We start from the raw sequence: 18,178 nt of genomic DNA on the forward strand, positions 1-18,178 counted from the left end.
ACATTCCTGGGCAGCCGCGCGGCCAGCCCCTGCACCACCACCTCCGTCCAGGCATCGAAGCCCGCATCCAGCGGGTGCGTACTGCCGCTGCTCCAGCGCACCACGAAGGCGCGGTTGGCCATCTGTGGCAGGTGGCGCGCCAGGGTGGGGCAGGCATCGCCATCGATCTGCGCCAGCCGCGCCTGGTGGCCTGCGGCCCAGCCGTCGGGGTCGTCATCGGGCTGCGGCGCCAGTTCCAGGGTCACGAAGCTGACCATGGCGGCAATCACCACGTTGTAGGCATCGAACAGGCCCTGGTCCGCGAACCCGGCCGATTCCAGCAGCGCCAGGATGCGGTCCAGCAGCAGCGGGTTCAGGCTGGCGTTGGAGACCAGCTGCGCACCGAGCACCGGGGCAATGCGCGGGTGCCGGTGCACGGCCCGCCGATAGCGCGCGAACAGGGCGCGCAGTTCCGTGCGCCAGTCGCCTGCCGCATCGGGTGGTTCCAGCGCGCCCACGGCGGCCGTCACCGCGCCGGCAATCAGCGCGTTGCGCCCACCCGGCACATGCCAGTACAGCGCCGTGGGGTACACGCCCAGCGAGCGGGCCAGGTCGCGCACGCTGAAACCCTCCACCCCCCGCTGGTCGATCAGCGCCAGGGCGGCTGCCAGCACGCTCTCGCGCGACAGGGGTGTGCCGGCTGCGGCATCGGGGGTAACGGGGGCTTTGGTGCGGGCGCGGAGCATCGGGAAAGGGCGGAGACAGTTGCCGGATTGTCGGGCATCCGGCAGCGCGGAGCGCTGCCACTTGCCAGATCGCCCTCCGGCATCCATAATTTCTTGTACACCGTACAGGAGATCGCATGAACGCTACCCAGTCCCCCGTGGACCACGCCCTGTTGCAGGCTCTGGAGAACTACCGCGCACGCAACCCACGCAGCGCCGCCCTGCTGGCCGAAGCGGAAACGGCGCTGCCCGGCGGCAATACCCGCAGCGTGCTGTTCCACGGCCCCTTCCCGCTCAGCATGGCGCGCGGCGCTGGCTGCAGGGTGTGGGATGCCGACGGGCATGAATACATCGATGCGCTGGGCGAGTTCACGGCGGGGCTCTATGGCCACTCCCACCCTGTGATCATGGGTGCCATCCAGGAGGCGCTGGCCGGCGGCATCAACCTCTCGTCCCACACGGCGCGCGAGGGCCTGCTGGCGCACGAGATACAGCGGCGCTTTCCCTCCATGGAGCTGATGCGCTTTGCCAATTCGGGCACAGAGGCCAATCTGCTGGCCCTGGCCGCCGCCAAGGCCCACACGGGGCGCAGCAAGGTGGTCGTGTTCGACGGGGCGTACCACGGCGGCGTGCTCACCTTCGCGGGCGGGGGCTCGCCGATGAACGTGCCGCACGATTTCGTGCTGGCGCGCTACAACGATGCTGACGGCGTGCGCGCGCTGGTGACCGCGCACGGGGTGAACATCGCCGCCATCCTGGTCGAGCCCATGCTGGGCGCGGGCGGCTGCATTCCGGGCGAGCCGGCCTTCCTGCAGGCGCTGCGTGATCTGGCCGACGATTGCGGCGCGCTGCTGGTGTTCGACGAGGTGATGACCTCGCGCCTGTCCTTCGGCGGGCGGCAGGGGCTGCTGTCCATCCGGCCGGACCTCACCACGGCGGGCAAGTACCTGGGCGGGGGCATGTCGTTCGGGGTGTTCGGCGGGCGCCGCGACGTCATGGAGCGCTTCGACCCACGCCGCCCTGACGCGCTGGCCCATGCCGGCACCTTCAACAACAACGTGCTCACCATGGCCGCCGGGCATGCGGGCCTCAGCGAAGTGCTGACTGCCGAGGTGGTGCAGGCACTCAATACACGCGGCGAGCAGCTGCGCGCGCGCTTCAACGCGGTACTGGCCGGCCACGGTGTGGACATGGCCTTCACCGGCACCGGATCGCTGATGACGCTGCACGCCACGGCCGCGCCCGTGCACTCACCCGCCGACCTGCAGGGCACCGACGGGCGCGCCAAGGACCTGCTGTTCTTCAGCCTGCTGGAAGAGGGCGTTTTCATGGCCCGGCGCGGCCTGATCGCGCTGTCACTGCCCGTGGGCGACGCCGAATGCGATGCCATGGTGGCCGCGCTGGAGGCCGCGGTGGCAAGGCACCGCAACGTGCTGCCGGCCCGGGCATGAAAAAGCGCCCCTCGGGGCGCTGAAGAAAGGGGCGGCGAGGCGGTCAGTCGACCTTTGCCCCAGAGGCCTTCACCACCTGCTGGTACTTGGCGCGCTCGCTGGCCATGAAGGCTTCGAACTGCGCAGGCGTGGTGGGCACGGGCTCGGCCAGCAGCAGGCCGAAGCGGGTCTTGGTCTCGGGCGCATTCAGGGCCGCCACGAAGGCCTTGTTGAGCTTGTCGATCACCGGCTTGGGCGTCGCTGCCGGGGCCACCAGGCCCCACCAGGTGTCAATGGAAAAGCCCTTGAAGGTGTCCGACAGCGGCGGCACGCCCGGCAGGTTGGGGCTGGCGGCCAGCGAGGTCACGGCCAGGGCCTTGAGCTTGCCGGCACGGATGTTGGGGGCCGCAGCCGCCAGGTTGTCGATGTTGAAATCCACCTCGCCGGCCAGCAGGGCCAATTGCGCAGGGTTGGCGCCGCGGTAGGGAATGTGCAGCGCGAAGATGCCGGCGCGCTGCTTGAACATCTCGCCCGCCAGATGGCCGGCGCTGCCGTTGCCGCCACTGCCGTAGTTGAGCTTGGCCGGGTTGGCCTTGGCGTAGGCGATCAGGTCGGCCAGGTTGCGGATCTTGAGCTGCTCGGCCTTGGCGGCATTGATCACCAGCACATTGGGCACGCGCACCATCTGCGTGATGGCGGCAAAATCCTTCGCCGCGTCGTAGGGCATGCGGCTGTACAGCCAGGGGTTCACGGCGTGCGTGGCCGTGGCCGAGATGCCGATGGTCAGGCCGTCCGGCGCCGCCTTGGCGATCGCGTCGGCACCGATGTTGCCGCCCGCGCCGCCCTTGTTGTCGATGATCACCGTGCCCAGCGAGTCGCGCACCCGCTCGGCCAGCGCGCGCGCCGTCACGTCGATGGGGCCGCCCGGCGCGTAGGGCACGATCAGGCGGATCGGCTGGCCCGAGTCCTGGGCCATCGCGGCGTGTGGAAGGGCAGCGGCCACAACGGCGGCGCTGGCGAGAAGGGTGGTGAGGTTTCTGCGGTTCATGGTGCCATTGTGCAAAAAATGGAGCGGCCACTACAAAAAAAAGGGCCAGCCATCGGGAAATACCCCCATCGCCCGGGGTGTTGTCTCCACCTCAACCGTGCTTGTCGGCCTCGGAGGTGAAGGCGTCCGCAAAGAACTCTTCGGGCGGCAGGCCACGCTGGGCACTGTAGGCGTCGCGTGCCGACTCGACCACGATGGGGGCGCCGCAGGCATACACCTGGTGGCCCGAGAGGTCGGAAAAATCGTCCATCACCGCCTGGTGCACGAAGCCTGTGCGGCCGCTCCAGCCATCCTCGGGCTGGGCGTCGGAGACCACGGGCACGTAGCGCAGGTTGGGCATCTCGGCCAAGCGCTCCTGCACCCAGTCGGCCATGTACAGGTCCCCGGGGCGGCGCCCGCCCCAGTAGAGCACGGTAGGGCGTGTGCTGCCCTTGAACTGCAGGTGCTCGATCAGCGCCTTGGTGGGCGCAAAACCCGTGCCCGAGGCCAGCAGCACGATGGGCTTGTCCGAGTCCTCGCGCAGAAAGAAGCTGCCGAACGGCCCTTCCACGCGCAGGATCTCCTTTTCCTTCATGGCGCCGAACACGTGGTCGGTGAAGCGCCCGCCCGCCATGTGGCGGATGTGCAACTCCACCCCCGGCGCATCGCCCTGGGTGTGGGGGGCATTGGCCATGGAGTAGGCGCGGCGCGCGCCGTCGCGCAGGATGAACTCGATGTACTGCCCCGCGTGGTAGCGGAAGGTGTCGGCTGCAGGCAGCTGCAGGCGCAGCTGCATCACGTCGTGCGACTTCTTCGTGAGGGTGGACACGCGCACCGGCATCTTCTTGACCGGGTAGGCGCTCTCGTCCGTGACCTGGCGCGATTCGAGCACCACGTCGGACAGGGGCGTGGCGCAGCAGGTCAGCACGAAGCCGGCGGCCTCCTCGTCGGCCGTGAGCGCCTTGGACTGGTGGTTGGCGTGGAACACCGCGCCGCTGAGCTTCTTGCACTTGCAGGAGCCGCAGGCACCGTCCTTGCAACCATAGGGCAGGCCCACGCCGCTGCGGATGGCGGCGGACAGGATGGATTCATCGCCCTGTGCGGCAAAGGCGCGGCCGCTGGGCTGCACGGAAATCTGGAAACTGGACGCGGGGGCCGCCTCGGCGCTGGTCATGTTGTGGGTATCCTTGGAACTTGTCTTCTTCGCGGACCCGATTTTGCCCTCAAACCAAAGCCCCCTTGGCGCCCTGCCGGCGCGCTTTCGCCGTGAGCGCCTGTTGATCGTTGGCTGTGGCGACGTGGGCCAGCGCGTGGTGCGCCAGCTGCAGGCGCCCGGTGCCGCGGCCCCGCGCGTGCGCGTGCTGGCGCTCACCTCCAGCCCTGACCGCGTGGAGGGCCTGCGTGCACGGGGCATCACCCCGCTTTTGGGCAACCTGGACAACGCGGCCACCCTGCGGCGCCTGTCGGGTGTGGCGACCCGGGTGATGCACCTGGCGCCGCCCCCGGGTGAAGGCGCTGGCAGCGGTAGCTGGTGGCGCGACCCGCGCACCGTGGCGCTGGCGCGCGCGCTGCGCCTGCGCAGCCAGCCGGCCTCCCTGGTGTACGCCTCCACCAGCGGGGTGTATGGCGACTGCCAGGGCGCCCTGGTGCCAGAGACCCGGGCCCTGGCGCCCGCCACCCCGCGCGCGCAGCGCCGCGTAAATGCCGAGCGCGCCGTGCGCCACCTGGGCCGTGCGGGCGTGCGAGCCAGCATATTGCGCATCCCCGGCATCTACGCCCCCGACCGCGCAGGCGGCACGCCCGAGGCGCGGCTGCGCAAGGGCACGCCGGTGCTGGTGGCCGAGGACGACGTGTACACCAACCACATCCACGCCGACGACCTGGCCCGCGTCTGCCTGCGCGCCCTGTGGAAGGGGCGCCCGCAGCGCATCTACAACGTCAGCGACGAAAGCCACCTGAAGATGGGCGACTATTTCGACCTGGCGGCCGACCTCTATGGCCTGCCACGCCCGCCACGCCTGCCGCGCAGCACGGCGCAGACCGAACTGCCCGTGGTGCTGCTGAGCTTCATGAGCGAGTCGCGCCGGCTGGACAACCGGCGCATGCTGCAGGAGTTGGGCCTGCGGCTGCGCTACCCCAGCGTGGCCGAGGGTCTGCGCACTTAGAAAAACAGGTTCTCAGGGCTTCTCAAGGCTGTTGGACTGCTGGCGGGCACGCCAGTCGGTCGGGGCCGGGCCGGGGCCATACTGCATCGGGCGCTCGTTGCGTACCCGATCCGCAGCAGCCTTGCGGTCGCGCTCCATCTGGTCACGCCGCGCCTGCTCGCGTTCCCGCTCTGCCTGCTGGTCGCGGCGTTCCTGGTCGCGCCGGGCGGTGTCGCGCTCCCGTTCACGGCGCTCGCGGTCGGCCTGGTCACGCTGCGCCTGTTCCCGCTGCGCCTGCTCGCGGTTGCGCGCGTGGTCGTGCCGCTCCTGGTCCCGGCGGGCCTCTTCGCGTTGCCGGTCGCGCTCGCGATCCTTATCACGTGCACGCTCACGCTCGCGTTCCTGCTCACGCTCCTGGTGGTAGCGGCGGTCGCGTTCCATCTGGTCGCGCAGGGCCGCCTCGCGGTACTCCTGCTCCAGGCGGTCCTGTTCGCGCTGGCGCTCGCGTTCCTGGCGGTCGCGCTCCATCTCGCGTGCCATGGTGTCCAGGCGCAATTCATTGTCGCGCCGTGCCTCGTCCTCGATGCGGCGCATGCGGTCCATGTCTTGCGCATAGGTGGGGCGCGCTATCGCAGGAGGCGTGCTGCCGGAATGGGGCCGGACGGTCGAGGGCGGTGGGGTCGCTGCCGAGGTCTTCGCCGCCTTCGAAGAGGTGCCCGCTGTGGTGGATCCTGGTGGAATGGGCGAGGGGTAGCTGGCCAGGTCGACGTGCTGCAGACCTGGCAGGCCCGATGGGCGATGCGGGCCTGCGGGGCCCATGGTCGGGGGCACGGGGGCGGCCGCTGTGGGTCCTGTGCCTGCATCCTGCATGGGGGCGGCAGCGAAGTTGGACGAAGGTGCCGGGGTTGGCGGTGGCTGTACGGGAGAGGGATAGCTGGCCAGATGGACGTGCTGCAGGCCGAGCGGGTGTGCAGGGTAGGTGCCGCGTGGGGCGCAGGCGGTCAACGCTGCACCGATGAGTGACAAGCATGCCAGGCGCACAGGCAAAGGGGTCATGGGGCTCCTTGGGCAACCGCCAAACTGCGGCGGTGTCCGTTCTAGACGCGCGATGGGGGTGGGCGGTTGACGACAGCGGCTACGGTATTAGGGGGAGGTGCCCAGGCCGCAGCGCGCCGTGCTGAGGGTGTGCCTGTAGGGGAGCGTGGAGCGCAGGGCAGTGCTGCCCTGCTGGCCTCAGCAGGGCGCCTGCCCGCCGTTGGAGCGGCAAACGCCGCCAGTGCCAGGGAAGCGCCCCGGCCCGTTGCGCGGGTAGGTATTGCCCTGGTTGTCCGTGCAGCGATAGTCCGAGCACTGCGTGAGCCGTGGCGGGGGCTGCTGGGGCACGGTGGGAAAAGGCTGCGGGAAGACCGCAGGGGGCGGGTAGGGCGCCGGGTAGCCGATGCCGTAGCGCGGCGGCACCACCACCACGCGGGGCTGCGCGGCGCGGGCGCGCTCCACCTCGGCATAGCCCTGGGGGCCCAGGCAATCGAGGTCCATCTGCCGCTGGGCAGCTTCCAGGTGCTGCCCCTGTTCCTGCGTCGAGCGGGGGCCCTCGCTGGCCTGCATGTCGTAGTTGCGGCGCGAACGTGCGCACTCGGGCGAGCGCGCATAGTCCTGCGGCAGCGGTGCGTTGGCGGCGCGTGCTCGATTGCGTTCATCGGCACGCCGGGCTTCGGCATCCGCTGCGTCGTTCTCTGCCTGCTGACGCTGCTGCTTGCGCTCCAGGGCCTCGGCGGAGAGTTGTCGGTCCAGCAGAATTTCCTCAGGGGAGCGGCGCGGCTCCACCTCGCGCGCTGCCTCTCTGCTGTTGCAGGCGCCGTCGGTGTAGGTCACCTTGCCGGTGCGTGCATCGGTGCAGCGCGTGACCTGGGCCTGCGCGCCAATACACCACCCTGCCAGGACAAGGCTGCAGATAGCGGGCAGGTGGGCGCGGATCATGGCGTCTGGCCGTTGAGGGCCTGCAGCCACTCAGGGCTTTTCAGGGCTGTTCGACTGCTGGCGGGCGCGCCAGTCGGTAGGTGCCGGGCCGGGGCCGTACTGGCGGTTGTCGCCACGGGCCCGGTCGGCGGCCGCACGCCGGTCACGCTCGGCCTGCTCGCGGCGAGCCTGCTCCTGATTGGCCTGGTTGCGGCGATCCTGGTCCCGGCGGGCGTTGTCACGGTCGCGATCACGGTCCCGGTCGCGGCGTTCGCGCTCGGCCTGCTCGCGCCATTGCTGCTGCGCACGTTCGCGTTCGCGCTCACGTGCCCAGTCGCGCTCATCGCGGCGGGTGTTGCCGTAGTACACCGGTGGGGGGGTCACGTACACGGGCTGCGGCGAATGGTAGACCGGCGGCGAGTCGTAGATGATCGTCGACGAGCTCGGCGGGTAGTAGGCAGGGCCTGGCGCGTAGTACGGGTCGCCCGGTACCGTGGCACAGCCAGTCAGCACGGCGCCCAGGACCGTGGCGGAGAGAACGCGGGCGATGGTATTTGTCATATGGATTCAGACTCCCGGCGCACAAGGCGCGTTCCGCGTTGCAGGTAAAGCCCACGAAAACAACACCAATCAGGTGTTACATCGCACAGGCAGATTGCAACTTGACGTTTGAGCCCTGTATTTGGTTGACCGGCATCCAGTTTGCCGCAGACGGGCGCGCGGCGATAGCCCTCCCGGGTAGGCCAAAGGCTACTTGCCTGGTAGGTGGCGTGAAATCGTTCACGCAAAAGAAGGGGCAGCGGCCTCGGCCGCCGCTGGGGGCTTATTTCGGCAGCACGCGGCGAATGGTCTCTGCCAGGTCTTCCGCCACGAACTTGGCCACGTAGCCGTCGGCACCCACGCTGCGCACGTGGTCTTCGTTGGCCGAGCCCGACAGCGAGGAGTGGATGACCACCGGCAGGCCGTGGAAGCGCGCATCCTGCTTGATGTTGCGGGTCAGCGTGAAGCCGTCCATCTCGGGCATTTCCAGATCGGTCAGCACCATGGCCACGCGGTCCAGCACCGTCTTGCCTTCGGCCTCGGCGCTCTTGGCGATCGCGTTCAGGCGGTCCCAGGCCTCCTTGCCGGACTTCACCATCTCGTAGGGTGCGTGCAGCACCTTGAGCTCCTGCTCGATGAGCGAACGCGCCACGAAGGAGTCGTCCGCCGCCAGGATGATGCTGCCAGGCTTGAGCTTGAGCTTTGCGCCCACCTTCTCTTCGGTGACCTCGTGGCCGTCCGACGGGGACACCATCTGCAGGATGGCTTCCACGTCCAGCACCTGGGCCAGGCGCGATTCGTCGGTGTTGCCGTCCAGCCGGGCAATGCTGGTCACCAGCTTGCCGGCGGCACCGCTGGTTTCGGCCGAAAGCACCTGCTTCCAGTCCAGGCGCACGATGTCTTCCACCGACTCCACGGCGAAGGCCTGGGTGGTGCGGGCGTATTCCGTCACCAGCATGATGTTCAGGCCCGTCTGGGGCTTGCAGCCCACGATGGAGGGCAGGTCCAGCACGGGGATCACCTGGCCGCGAAGGTTGACCACGCCCAGCGAGTGGGCCGTGGTGCCCGCGATGGGGGTGATGCTGGGCATGGCCACGATCTCGCGGATCTTGAACACGTTGATGCCGAAGAGCTCGGACTTGCCCAGGGCACTGTCGGTGCCCAGGCGAAACAGCAGCAGCTCGAATTTGTTCGTGCTGGTGAGGTTGGTCCGCTCGTCGATGTCCTGCTGCACTGCTTTCATGGGGATGTCCTTTGCGCGGATACGCGCGTTTACAAATTCTAGGATCAGAACGGTGTGCGCAGCACGTTAAATTGTCAGGTCGTACCCGAATGGGGTCTGCCCGCCCCCAAGCGTCGCGGCGCCGAGACATCTGCCCATGCACGCCCCATGCCAGCCCCCGCCCGGCGTGGCGCAGAGGCTCCTCGCATTGTGCTACAGGCCTGCCACCGGGCCGTAGTGCAGCACGGTGGGGAAAGGGTCATAGAAGTGGTGCAGCAAGGCTTTCCACTCCTGGTACTGCGCGGATTGGCGAAAACCCACCTCATGGTCCTCCAGCGTGGCCCAGCGCACCAGCAGCAGATAGTCATCCTGGCGCTCGATGCAGCGCTGCAATTCGTGCGATTGGTAGCCGGGCATCGAGGCAATGATGCGCTGTGCCTGGGAAAAGGCCTGCTCGAAGGCGCCGGTCTGGCCGGGGCGGATGGTCAATTGGGCAATTTCCAGGATCATCGGGTGGCCTGTTGGTGTGGGTGCAACCCCGGTTGTACCGCAATGGGCACCGGTGCCAGGGCTTTCTACGCCACGCTCGACAATGGGGCCGGTGCGACCGCCCCCGCGGCCAGAACACCGAGCAGGGCCAGCATGGGCGCGTCGGACGCATCGCAGGCCAGGCCCATGTGCCGGTCGAAGGCCAGTGCCCCGTCCAGCGGCCGTACCACCGCGTGGCGCGCATGGGCAGCGTGCGATTGCGGTACCACCGCCAGGCCGATGCCGGCGTCCACCATGTGCAGCAGCAGTTCTTCGCGCTCTGCGCTGGCGCGCACCGCGAGCGCAATGCCACGCTCGGCCAGCAGGCGGATGAACGACTGGTGCAGCGGGCAGTGGGGCCATTCGATCAGCGGCAGGCCCTTGAGGTCTGCGACGCCAAAGCGTTTCTTGAAACGCAGCGGGTGCTGCGCGGGCACCAGCATCACATAGGGCTCGCGCCACAGCGGGAAAAAGGTATCCCCGGGCGCCTTGCAATGCTCGGCCACCAGGCGCAGCCGGGATTCCTCGGCGCTGGCGGTCAGGCGGACCAGGGCCTGGGGCAGGTGCTGCTCCAGTTGCGCCAGCAGCGGCGCAGCCGGGCCCACGAGCAGGGTGTCCTGCAGGAAGACGCGCAGGGTCTCGCGCGGCGCCTCGCGGAAGTCGCGCACCATGGCGTTCGCATCTGCCAGCAGGCTGCAGGCGCGTGGGTACAGGCGGTGCCCTTCGGGCGTGGGTGCCAGGCCGCTGCGGCTGCGCTCGAACAGCACGGCATCGAGCGCATCTTCCAGCCCCTTGATCGCCATGCTGATGGACGGCTGCGCCACAAAGCAGCGCCGCGCGGCCGCCGTCACCGAGCGTTCCTCGTAGGCGGCCACGAAGTAGCCGAGCGCGCGCAGGTCAAACAGCATGCTTCAAAGGCGGTTTCAGACCGGGGTGATGGTGGTGACGGTTTCTCGGAAATAGTCCACCTGGCCCGCCACCGAGTGGCTCACGATCCAGGTCAGGCTTTCCACCTCCCGCTGTTGTACCGCATAAAAGAAGCGCTGGTGGAACTGCGTGAGCACCCACTCGTTGCCCAGCGGCTGGCTGTGGGTGTGCAGGATCTGCGTGCCCCGGGGGAACACCTCCACCGCCAGGCGCTGCAGCATGGCGATCAGGCCCTGCTTGTCGCTGGCCACCTGCCAACGGGTGTCCGCGCCATCGCGGTAGTGGTCGATGCGCAGGTCCACGTCGTCGGCCACATGGCCCAGCAGCGTGGGCACGTCGCCGTTGGCAAAGGCGGCGATCACCTGGTCGATGGGGTAGGTGGGGGTGGCGGGGTTCGTCGTCATGGCAAGGCTCCTGGGGGAAAGAAAGAAGCCGCGACTGTAGGCAGGCCACTGCGCCGGCACAACGATGGAATTTATGGTCCGCAGCGATAAAAAATCGATGGATCCCCAGGCCTCATTCATTCCAACATGCCAGGCACCTGGCGCAGGTAGGCGTGCAGCGCCGCGATCGCCTGGCGCACCTTGGCGGGCTGGGCATCGCGCTGGGGCGTCACGGCCCACACGTCGAGCGTGCCCAGTTCCCACTGCGGCAGCAGCCGCACCAGGCGCCCGGTCTGCAGGGCGTAGTGCACATCGCTGCTGCCCAGCATGGCCACGCCCAGGCCGGCCTCGCACATCTGCTGCAACGAGAGCTGGTTGTTGCTGGCGATGCGCGGCTCCATGCGCAGCGCGCGCGCTTCGCCCATGGTGTTGCGCAGTTCGGCGAACATGGCTTCGCCGTCGCGCACCAGCCCGAGCCAGCTGTGCGATAGCAGCGCATCGGGGTGCGCAGGCATGCCGTGCCGCACCACCCAGTCGGCCGAGGCGCACAGGTAGACATTCATCGCGCACAGGCGCCGTGCCGCCCAGCTCGAATCCTGCAGCCGGCCAAAGCGCACGGCCAGGTCGATGCGCGCGTTGATGAGGTCGATGGGCGAGTCATCCACCAGCAGCCGCAGCCTGAGGGCCGGATTGGCCGCCAGCATGTCGCCCAGGGCCGGTGCAATGTGGCGCGCAAAGCCCACCGTGGCCGACAGGCGCAGCTCGCCGCTCGGTGCATCGCGCGATGCCGCCAGCTCGGCCCGCGCCTGGTCGGCCGCCGCGCACATGGCCGCGCAGCGCGCGTGGTAGCGCTGGCCGGCCTCGGTCAGCGCCAGTTGGCGAGTGGAGCGGTGCAGCAGCGTCACGCCGCCATCGCTTTCGAGCTTGCGCACCTGCTGGCTCACGGCCGAGGTGCTCATGCCCAGGGCGCGCGCGGCCCCGCTCATCGAGCCGTGCTGCACCACGGCGGCGAATACGGCCATGCGCTTGAGGTCATCCATGTTTTTTCTTAGATTGTGAAGTGGGGCTTCAAGGTGAAGGCGATTTTTGCCGTCTAGTAGGTTGTTTGACAAGCCCCTATTCTTACTGCATCGAACTTCAACCACAGGAAATGACATGAACATCGCATTGATCGGCGCCACCGGCTTCGTCGGCTCGGCCGTGCTCGAAGAACTGCTGCGCCGCCAGCACCGGGTGACCGCGCTGGCTCGCAACCCCGGCAAACTGGCTGCGCGCGACGGCCTCACCGTGGTGCAGGCCGATGCCCAGGACGCCACCCAGGTCGCCAAGGCCGTGGCCGGCCACGACGCCGTGGTCAACGCCTACAACCCGGGCTGGACCGTGCCCGACATCCACGACCAGTTCCTGGTCGGCACGCGCGCCATCTATGCCGGCGTGAAGCAGGCTGCGGTCAAGCGCCTGCTGGTGGTGGGCGGCGCAGGCAGCCTGTACGTCGCGCCCGGCGTGCAACTGGTGGACACTCCCAACTTCCCCGCCGAGTACAAACCGGGCGCCCTGGCCGCGCGCGAGGCGCTCAACCTCATCCGCAGCGAAACCTCGCTGGACTGGACCTTCCTGTCGCCCCCCATCCTGCTGGCCCCCGGCGAGCGCACCGGCAAATACCGCCTGGGCACCGATGCTCCGCTGATGAATGGCGAAGCCCCAGGCGGCATCAGCGTGGCCGACCTGGCCGTGGCCATCGTCGATGAACTGGAGAACCCGCGCCACGTGCAGCAGCGATTCACCGTGGCCAGTTGATCTCTGCGGGGATATTCCTGCCAAATAAAGTCGTAAACCCACAAATAAAGTCGTAAACCATCGTTGAGCACTGGCGCGGCTCTTAGCGGGGGAGGGGCTATTTGCGAATGTCGTAAACCCTTCCCAGCCCGGACGGTAGTGGAAAGGTCATACGTACCAATCCAGGCAGTGTGCCAACGGCATCAGATGTTTGCGCCAGATTGATGCTGCGCGGCAAGCTTATTGATAAAGTCTGCGATCTTGCTAATAGCGTTACGGTGGTGTGGTCGGGTGCCGTAACCGAACCAACTGACTACAGCAAATAAAGTCCGTTGGATGAAAAGAAGGTCCGTCGGGCATTTACTGCATTGTGGAAATCAGCGGGGCTCCTGCCGCCCCATGGCATGAGGTCGACTGTCCAAACGGCTTGAGCGGAGCTATTGCACTGAAGGCAGCAAGCTGGAGCCTTCATAGGGCCAAGCGCCAGTGGCTATTGCGGCCCAGATGGCGTCACTCACATCCTCCGAAACCTGAACCAGGCCTCGGGCTGCGTTTAGCACCATGAGCGACCTCAGCAGTTGGTCTTCCTCAGGTGGATTACACAGGTGGTAGCTCCGTCCTGACTCCGTTTTGACTATTGCCCTGGGCAGGTCTATGGCTTGCAGCAAGGAGGTGACACGTAGTGGCCCGGAATCAAGTTGGGCGGCAATGTGTAGGGTTCCATTGCCCCGCCGCAGGATACGCCAGTGGTGCAGTTCGACCTCGGGTTGCGAAAGGACATCCGGCGCCGGACGCTCGTTGACAAGGTGAAGCTCCATGATGAACCTCGTTGTTCGTCCAGAGACAAGCAGGATAGCAAAGTTATGGCCTGCACCAAGGTGTCCCTCAAAAGCCTTGATTCGGCCGCGTTGGCCGCACTTCAACAGGTAGGACCTGCAGCCCTCGCCCTGTCTTGCCTAGGAATTAAGCACTCCATCAAGACCCGCGCCGGTGCAGGCTCTGCAGGACATACCACGGAGATATCCACAGCTTCATCCACGGCTTGAGTGGACATTCTTCTGTGGGAAGGCTGTTTGGCCGTCCATCCCCTGAAAATGTCAGCATCGGAGCTTGAACTGCAGCGCATCGAGGCGCACTGGCCACTGCTTTTGCTGAAGATGGGGCAGGGCCTGGACCAAAGCAATGCACGAACACCGTGGCCTTGATTCTGTACTGCCCTTGAAGCCCCGGCTCCTTGGAGGTATGTTGCTCCCATTGCAAGGAGCGACCATGTCAATCGACCGTTCCACTTATAGCGGAATCCCTGCCGACTTCCCGATAGTCGCGATCCCTTCTGCTCTCTCTGGCGCGCATCCAAAGATGAGCTTGACCGAAGAGGATGGAAAGTTTTACGCCCCAGGTACCTCACCCTCCGAGGTCGCTACCGCCTTCGAGGTCTGTGAGGACTTGGTCGTGCAGATGGTGCCCTACTGCGAGCGCAAACTGACTGCGTTTCAGGGTGATCAGGAGGCTACGCTGAGAGCTGTTTATCGGAGCCTGCTCAGCAAGAAGTGGTGCACAGATTTGCAGTCCGAATGGATTGTGCGCAAGACCGCCGAGCGTCTCGGTTGGCATCTGTCCCCGTCGACCCTCGCTGCATGAGGGTTACCGCAAAGCCATTCCTTACCTGACCCGAGTACCTCGCCTGGTAACACGGTCAAAAGTGAACACATGCTCTTGAGGCGCCTCAACGCAGCAGCCGAACAGCCTGCGTCTCTTATGACCTTGACCGTATCGGAGTTCCACCGCTGCAGCGCACACTGGACAGTTGGCCGTGTAGCGGACCAAGCCAATGACTCTTCCCTGATCAACCCTGAAGCTCTCCAGCTGAGCGGGCTCCTCTGTCAATCTGACCAGGCCATCGGGTGCAGGAATGATGCGATCTTCAAGCAGCCACCAGGTGGTCCGAATCTGATCCAGCATGAACCAGCCGATTCCGAACGCAAAAATCGCAAACGCAAGATCTGCGGTTCGAAGCGGCCGATCCATCAATAGATGGAGCCCACCTGTCGCCACAAGCAAAAGCAGCAATGTTCCTGGCACAAGGACGGTGCAGCCAAACAGCAGACCTCGAGCCGACTTGACCTTGAACGAACCTTTGCCCAGCAGCAGATGGGCCAGGTACGAGGACTTGACAGTGCCTGCATGCGAGTAGATGCGTACACCGCCATAGCTGAGCCCTCAAACCAACATTTCGCTATCAGGTCACCGACATGCGGCACCAGTAGCGCATGGTGATGGGCTCGCTAAGTCGCTACATGTAGCGGAGCGTTTGCGCAGGCAAGTCAGTCCGCCACTCGCAGCCACCTGAACCTGCGTTCCCAGCTTCAGGTAAAGCACCCCGTCCGCGCCCATGCGCCAGGGCTCCCTCTGGCCTGCCGCGCCAGTAGGCAGTGCCAACTGCGGCACCAGTCGCCATGCCTGCCCGCCCAGAGTGAGCGTGAACGCCCCGTCGCTGCTGCCTGGCTGCACGGCCAGCGTCGAACCAGGCATCGCCGCGCTGAAAATGCCCTGTGCCTGAGCGGTGCTAAGCAGCGCAGGCAGCAGAAGTTGCTTGGGCCCACTGCCTGCCTGGAACACGATGCGGCCCTGTTCGTCTACCCCGATGCGGTGCGTGCCTGCGCCTGCCCCTGTGCCGACACCCGCGCCCGTCCAGTCGGGCTTGAGCACATAGGTGGTGCCGCCAAAGCCCAGTTGCAGTACACCCTCGGCACCCGGCTTCAGCGTGGCACCCGGCAGTGCTGTGGTCACAGCGCTGGCCAGACCCGCCAAGTCGGCCACCGCAGGCGCAAATTGCACCACCACGCCGCCACGCACCAGCGAAGCAAGCCCAGGGGCGTGAAGGTCAGGCCATCGGGCTGCGTTCATCCACGGTGAGGGGTAGCATGGGCCCCGGCCAAACACAGACCTGCACTTGCGCGTCAACTCCAAGACGGTGCGGTGCGCATCGACAACAGACTCCTGTAGCGTCAGCTCAAGCCCTTGGCAATGGGGCGCGAGGCTTGGATGTTCGCAGTCATTGAACTGGCCGGACAACGCGCGGCTGTGATGATGAGCTTGGTGCAGTCGGCCCGCGTGTGTCGCCGCGAGCGCTGTATCTATCTGCGCGATGTTCTCAAATGTTTCGGGCGCAGCTCAACAGCCGCATCGAGGACCTACAGCCGCATCCTTGGCAGCCCACTTAACACCGTAGCTTGGCTGCCACAAGATAAGGCGACTGGACGCTGCCAGTTCACGAGCGCCCAAACGCTACAGAAGATTTCGTTATTGGAATTGCTTGCCACTGAAAGCGCATACCCAGGTTCTGGCGTGATCCAGCGCCTCCTCTTCGGTGTCGAATGATTCAGCAGGGGAGACGAACTCCGTCTTGCCATCTGGCAGTTCTACGGAAGCGACTGACCATTTCGTTTGTCGCACAAGAAGCACCCAACAACTGTTGTACGCATCGCATCGAAGCCTGTGCTCAGTAGTGATGATTCTCATGCAATCGAAAATATCAGAAAGGGCGCGCCCTCGCTTGAACTGCTTCCAGATCGATATGATTTTCATTGTCATTTAATTCTTGACAATATTCCTAGAATTGGCCAATCCGTAGTGCTAGGATCTTACGTCTGATTCTCGGTAGTCTCTGCAGAAACAGCCTTTGGAAGGTCCATGTGCCAGAGGATGTTTTGGCCGCTTCAGTGAGGTCAGCATGACAAAACTCGCGCTATTTCGCCAACTAGGCCTGCGGACCCAACTCTCTTTGGTCTTCGCTGCTCTTGTCGTTGTCCTGACATTGGTTCTCTCGGCAGGGTTGGGCGGGATGCTTCGCTCTAGCGTGCAAAAGGACGCGAGCCAGGTGCTCCATACCGTGGCTGAAAATGCAAGTCGACAGCTGTCACAAGGCCTTTTTGAGCGTAGTCGCGTGGTACAGGTGCTTTCCAAAGCGAGAGGCATCTGGGAGAAGGGCCTTGACTCGCCAGAGGTACGCGAGCTTCTTGCCCGCAATCAGGCAATTGACCCCTACAGTTTGTGGATCGGAGTCGCTGACGCTGAAGGGCACGTGAAGGCCGCAACCCAGGGTTTGCTGGAAGGCAATAGCGTTCGAGAGCGTCCATGGTTCATCGCTGGCCTTGCTGACCTTCACGTTGGCGACGTGCACCCTGCAAAGCTGTTGGAGAAGCTTTTGCCGCCCAATGCGTCCGGCGAGCCTCATCGCTTCGTCGATTTTGCCGCTCCGATCGAACTGGGCGGCACGACCGTGGGGGTGCTCGGGATGCACGGCAGTTGGGAATGGACGAGAGATGTGTTGGAAAGTCTTGCGCCCACGGTCACCCAAGCTTCGTCGATTGAATTGTTCGTTTTCGACCGCTCAGGTGCGCTGATCTACTCACCTCCGGCGTACAGAAGTGAACTGGAACGTGGAAAGCAACGACTGCCTGTACCGCCGTCTTTCACAGATGGCTTGAAGAAGCCAGCAGCGGTGTCATCGTGGGTCGATGGGAAGAGCTACCTTACCTCGTCGGTACCTTTGCAGCCGCGAAACCAAGCGAGTGATCTTGGATGGAATATTGTTGCCAGGCAACCTGTGGACATAGCCTTTGCAGATGCCAATAGGGCCGTCAATGCCACGCTTTTTTTCGGCGCGTTCGCGGCGTTGGCTGCAATTCTGCTGGCATGGTTTGCTGCACGACGCCTTAGCGAAGACATCAAAACTCTGTGTGAAGCAGCGAGCGAGGTGGAAGCCGGAAAGCTTGGCGCGATGATCCCGCTTGTCGACCGAAATCGCGATGTGAAGCAGCTGTCATTTGCTTTGCGAGGGATGACAGCGCGACTGCTCACGGCCAACACAGAAATGGAAAAGCAGGTCCTCGTTCGGACTGCTGAGCTGGAAGCGGCGAACCGGGCGTTGGACCTCCAGGCGCGTACGGATGCGCTGACAGGCTTGTTGAATAGACGCGGGTTTACTACGCAGATCGAGTTTGCAGTGGCCCTGGCGATCCGAAGTGGACGGCCGTTGAGCCTCGTATCGGTGGACGTGGACTATTTCAAAAAAGTGAACGACACGTTTGGTCATGACGCGGGCGACGAAGTGCTGCGACGATTGGCTCAGGTACTCGAGCAGCGCGTAAGGGCCTGCGACATCATTGGCCGGCTAGGTGGTGAGGAATTCGCGGTTATCTTGCCTGACACTGACAGCCTTGGCGCACGCACTCTCGCCCAAGCGATCGTTGACAGTGTCGCGGCACAACAGATGCCACTCGTTGGGCGAATAACCGTAAGTGCTGGAGTGGCGAGCTTTCGCGCGCCGCAGGATTCCTCCAGGGCGCTTCTGCGCAGAAGCGACGCCGCGCTTTATGATGCCAAGGCTCAAGGCCGCAATCAGGTGTGCGTCGAGGACGTAGCGTGATTGGCGCATAACTCAGCTGCGAATGGCTCTGGAAGTCGCGCGCGTTCACCTAGAAGCGTTCCCCCCTGGCGCATTGAATAGTCGACTCTCCTGCGCTGGACTTGGGTGGG

18 protein-coding genes are annotated in these 18,178 nt (G+C 65.4%); 6 read left to right on the plus strand and 12 right to left on the minus strand.

The annotated features are described in order from the left end of the window. Window positions 1-725 (minus strand): TetR/AcrR family transcriptional regulator (locus ASE31_RS19475; protein WP_162261423.1); only part of this gene is annotated, 725 nt, incomplete at its 3' end. A gap of 116 nt (window positions 726-841) precedes the next feature. Here ASE31_RS19475 and ASE31_RS19480 point away from each other — a divergent pair. After that, a complete protein-coding gene (locus ASE31_RS19480) occupies window positions 842-2,155 on the plus strand; it encodes an aspartate aminotransferase family protein (protein WP_057203480.1) in 1,314 nt (437 codons plus the stop codon). A 43-nt stretch (window positions 2,156-2,198) separates the two neighbouring features. On the opposite strand, the gene ASE31_RS19485 is transcribed toward ASE31_RS19480, so the two are convergent. After that, the gene (locus tag ASE31_RS19485) at window positions 2,199-3,182 is read right to left on the minus strand and encodes a tripartite tricarboxylate transporter substrate binding protein (protein ID WP_057203481.1); all 984 of its coding nucleotides are present in this window, start codon (window positions 3,180-3,182) and stop codon (window positions 2,199-2,201) included. A gap of 91 nt (window positions 3,183-3,273) precedes the next feature. Next, entirely contained in the window at window positions 3,274-4,335 is a 1,062-nt protein-coding gene (locus ASE31_RS19490) for a CDP-6-deoxy-delta-3,4-glucoseen reductase (protein ID WP_057203482.1), read from the minus strand. 43 nt (window positions 4,336-4,378) lie between these two features. Here ASE31_RS19490 and ASE31_RS19495 point away from each other — a divergent pair, with 43 nt between their 5' ends. Beyond that, entirely contained in the window at window positions 4,379-5,326 is a 948-nt protein-coding gene (locus ASE31_RS19495; protein ID WP_057203507.1) for an SDR family oxidoreductase, read from the plus strand. Window positions 5,327-5,338: 12 nt separating this feature from the next. On the opposite strand, the gene ASE31_RS32720 is transcribed toward ASE31_RS19495, so the two are convergent. From ASE31_RS32720 to ASE31_RS19535, 8 genes are all read right to left on the minus strand, one after another. Continuing rightward, complete coding sequence (locus tag ASE31_RS32720; RefSeq protein WP_157412583.1) at window positions 5,339-6,361, minus strand: hypothetical protein; 1,023 nt, start codon at window positions 6,359-6,361, stop codon at window positions 5,339-5,341. A 177-nt stretch (window positions 6,362-6,538) separates the two neighbouring features. Continuing rightward, complete coding sequence (locus ASE31_RS19505; RefSeq protein ID WP_057203484.1) at window positions 6,539-7,282, minus strand: DUF4124 domain-containing protein; 744 nt, start codon at window positions 7,280-7,282, stop codon at window positions 6,539-6,541. Between the two features lie 30 nt (window positions 7,283-7,312). After that, window positions 7,313-7,822, minus strand: a complete 510-nt coding sequence (locus tag ASE31_RS19510) for a hypothetical protein (RefSeq protein WP_057203485.1) — start codon at window positions 7,820-7,822, stop codon at window positions 7,313-7,315. A gap of 262 nt (window positions 7,823-8,084) precedes the next feature. Then, window positions 8,085-9,044 carry a chemotaxis protein gene (locus ASE31_RS19515; protein ID WP_057203486.1) on the minus strand — a complete coding sequence of 320 codons (960 nt, stop codon included), beginning with the start codon at window positions 9,042-9,044 and terminating at the stop codon, window positions 8,085-8,087. Between the two features lie 192 nt (window positions 9,045-9,236). Then, entirely contained in the window at window positions 9,237-9,533 is a 297-nt protein-coding gene (locus tag ASE31_RS19520; RefSeq protein ID WP_057203487.1) for an antibiotic biosynthesis monooxygenase, read from the minus strand. Between the two features lie 65 nt (window positions 9,534-9,598). Continuing rightward, window positions 9,599-10,459, minus strand: coding sequence for a LysR family transcriptional regulator (locus ASE31_RS19525; RefSeq protein WP_057203488.1), 861 nt, complete (start codon window positions 10,457-10,459; stop codon window positions 9,599-9,601). A 15-nt stretch (window positions 10,460-10,474) separates the two neighbouring features. Next, window positions 10,475-10,882, minus strand: a complete 408-nt coding sequence (locus ASE31_RS19530; protein WP_057203489.1) for a hypothetical protein — start codon at window positions 10,880-10,882, stop codon at window positions 10,475-10,477. Window positions 10,883-10,998: 116 nt separating this feature from the next. Further along, complete coding sequence (locus ASE31_RS19535; protein ID WP_057203490.1) at window positions 10,999-11,901, minus strand: LysR family transcriptional regulator; 903 nt, start codon at window positions 11,899-11,901, stop codon at window positions 10,999-11,001. 115 nt (window positions 11,902-12,016) lie between these two features. Here ASE31_RS19535 and ASE31_RS19540 point away from each other — a divergent pair, with 115 nt between their 5' ends. Further along, the gene (locus tag ASE31_RS19540) at window positions 12,017-12,658 is read left to right on the plus strand and encodes an NAD(P)-dependent oxidoreductase (protein WP_057203491.1); all 642 of its coding nucleotides are present in this window, start codon (window positions 12,017-12,019) and stop codon (window positions 12,656-12,658) included. Between the two features lie 1,248 nt (window positions 12,659-13,906). Then, window positions 13,907-14,278: a hypothetical protein gene (locus ASE31_RS19545; RefSeq protein ID WP_235514680.1), complete on the plus strand. Its 372-nt coding sequence runs from the start codon at window positions 13,907-13,909 to the stop codon at window positions 14,276-14,278. A gap of 603 nt (window positions 14,279-14,881) precedes the next feature. Here the strand turns inward: ASE31_RS19545 and ASE31_RS19550 are convergent. Further along, window positions 14,882-15,427 (minus strand): hypothetical protein, encoded by a 546-nt coding sequence (locus ASE31_RS19550; protein ID WP_157412584.1) that lies wholly within the window; start codon window positions 15,425-15,427, stop codon window positions 14,882-14,884. Window positions 15,428-15,682: 255 nt separating this feature from the next. On the opposite strand from ASE31_RS19550, the gene ASE31_RS31830 reads away from it, so the two are divergent. After that, window positions 15,683-16,018: a hypothetical protein gene (locus tag ASE31_RS31830; RefSeq protein ID WP_157412585.1), complete on the plus strand. Its 336-nt coding sequence runs from the start codon at window positions 15,683-15,685 to the stop codon at window positions 16,016-16,018. 352 nt (window positions 16,019-16,370) lie between these two features. Further along, window positions 16,371-18,068 carry a sensor domain-containing diguanylate cyclase gene (locus ASE31_RS19555; RefSeq protein ID WP_057203493.1) on the plus strand — a complete coding sequence of 566 codons (1,698 nt, stop codon included), beginning with the start codon at window positions 16,371-16,373 and terminating at the stop codon, window positions 18,066-18,068. Window positions 18,069-18,178 lie beyond the last annotated feature (110 nt).

It is taken from the genome of Acidovorax sp. Root217, from assembly GCF_001428645.1.
Taxonomy (GTDB): domain Bacteria; phylum Pseudomonadota; class Gammaproteobacteria; order Burkholderiales; family Burkholderiaceae_C; genus Acidovorax.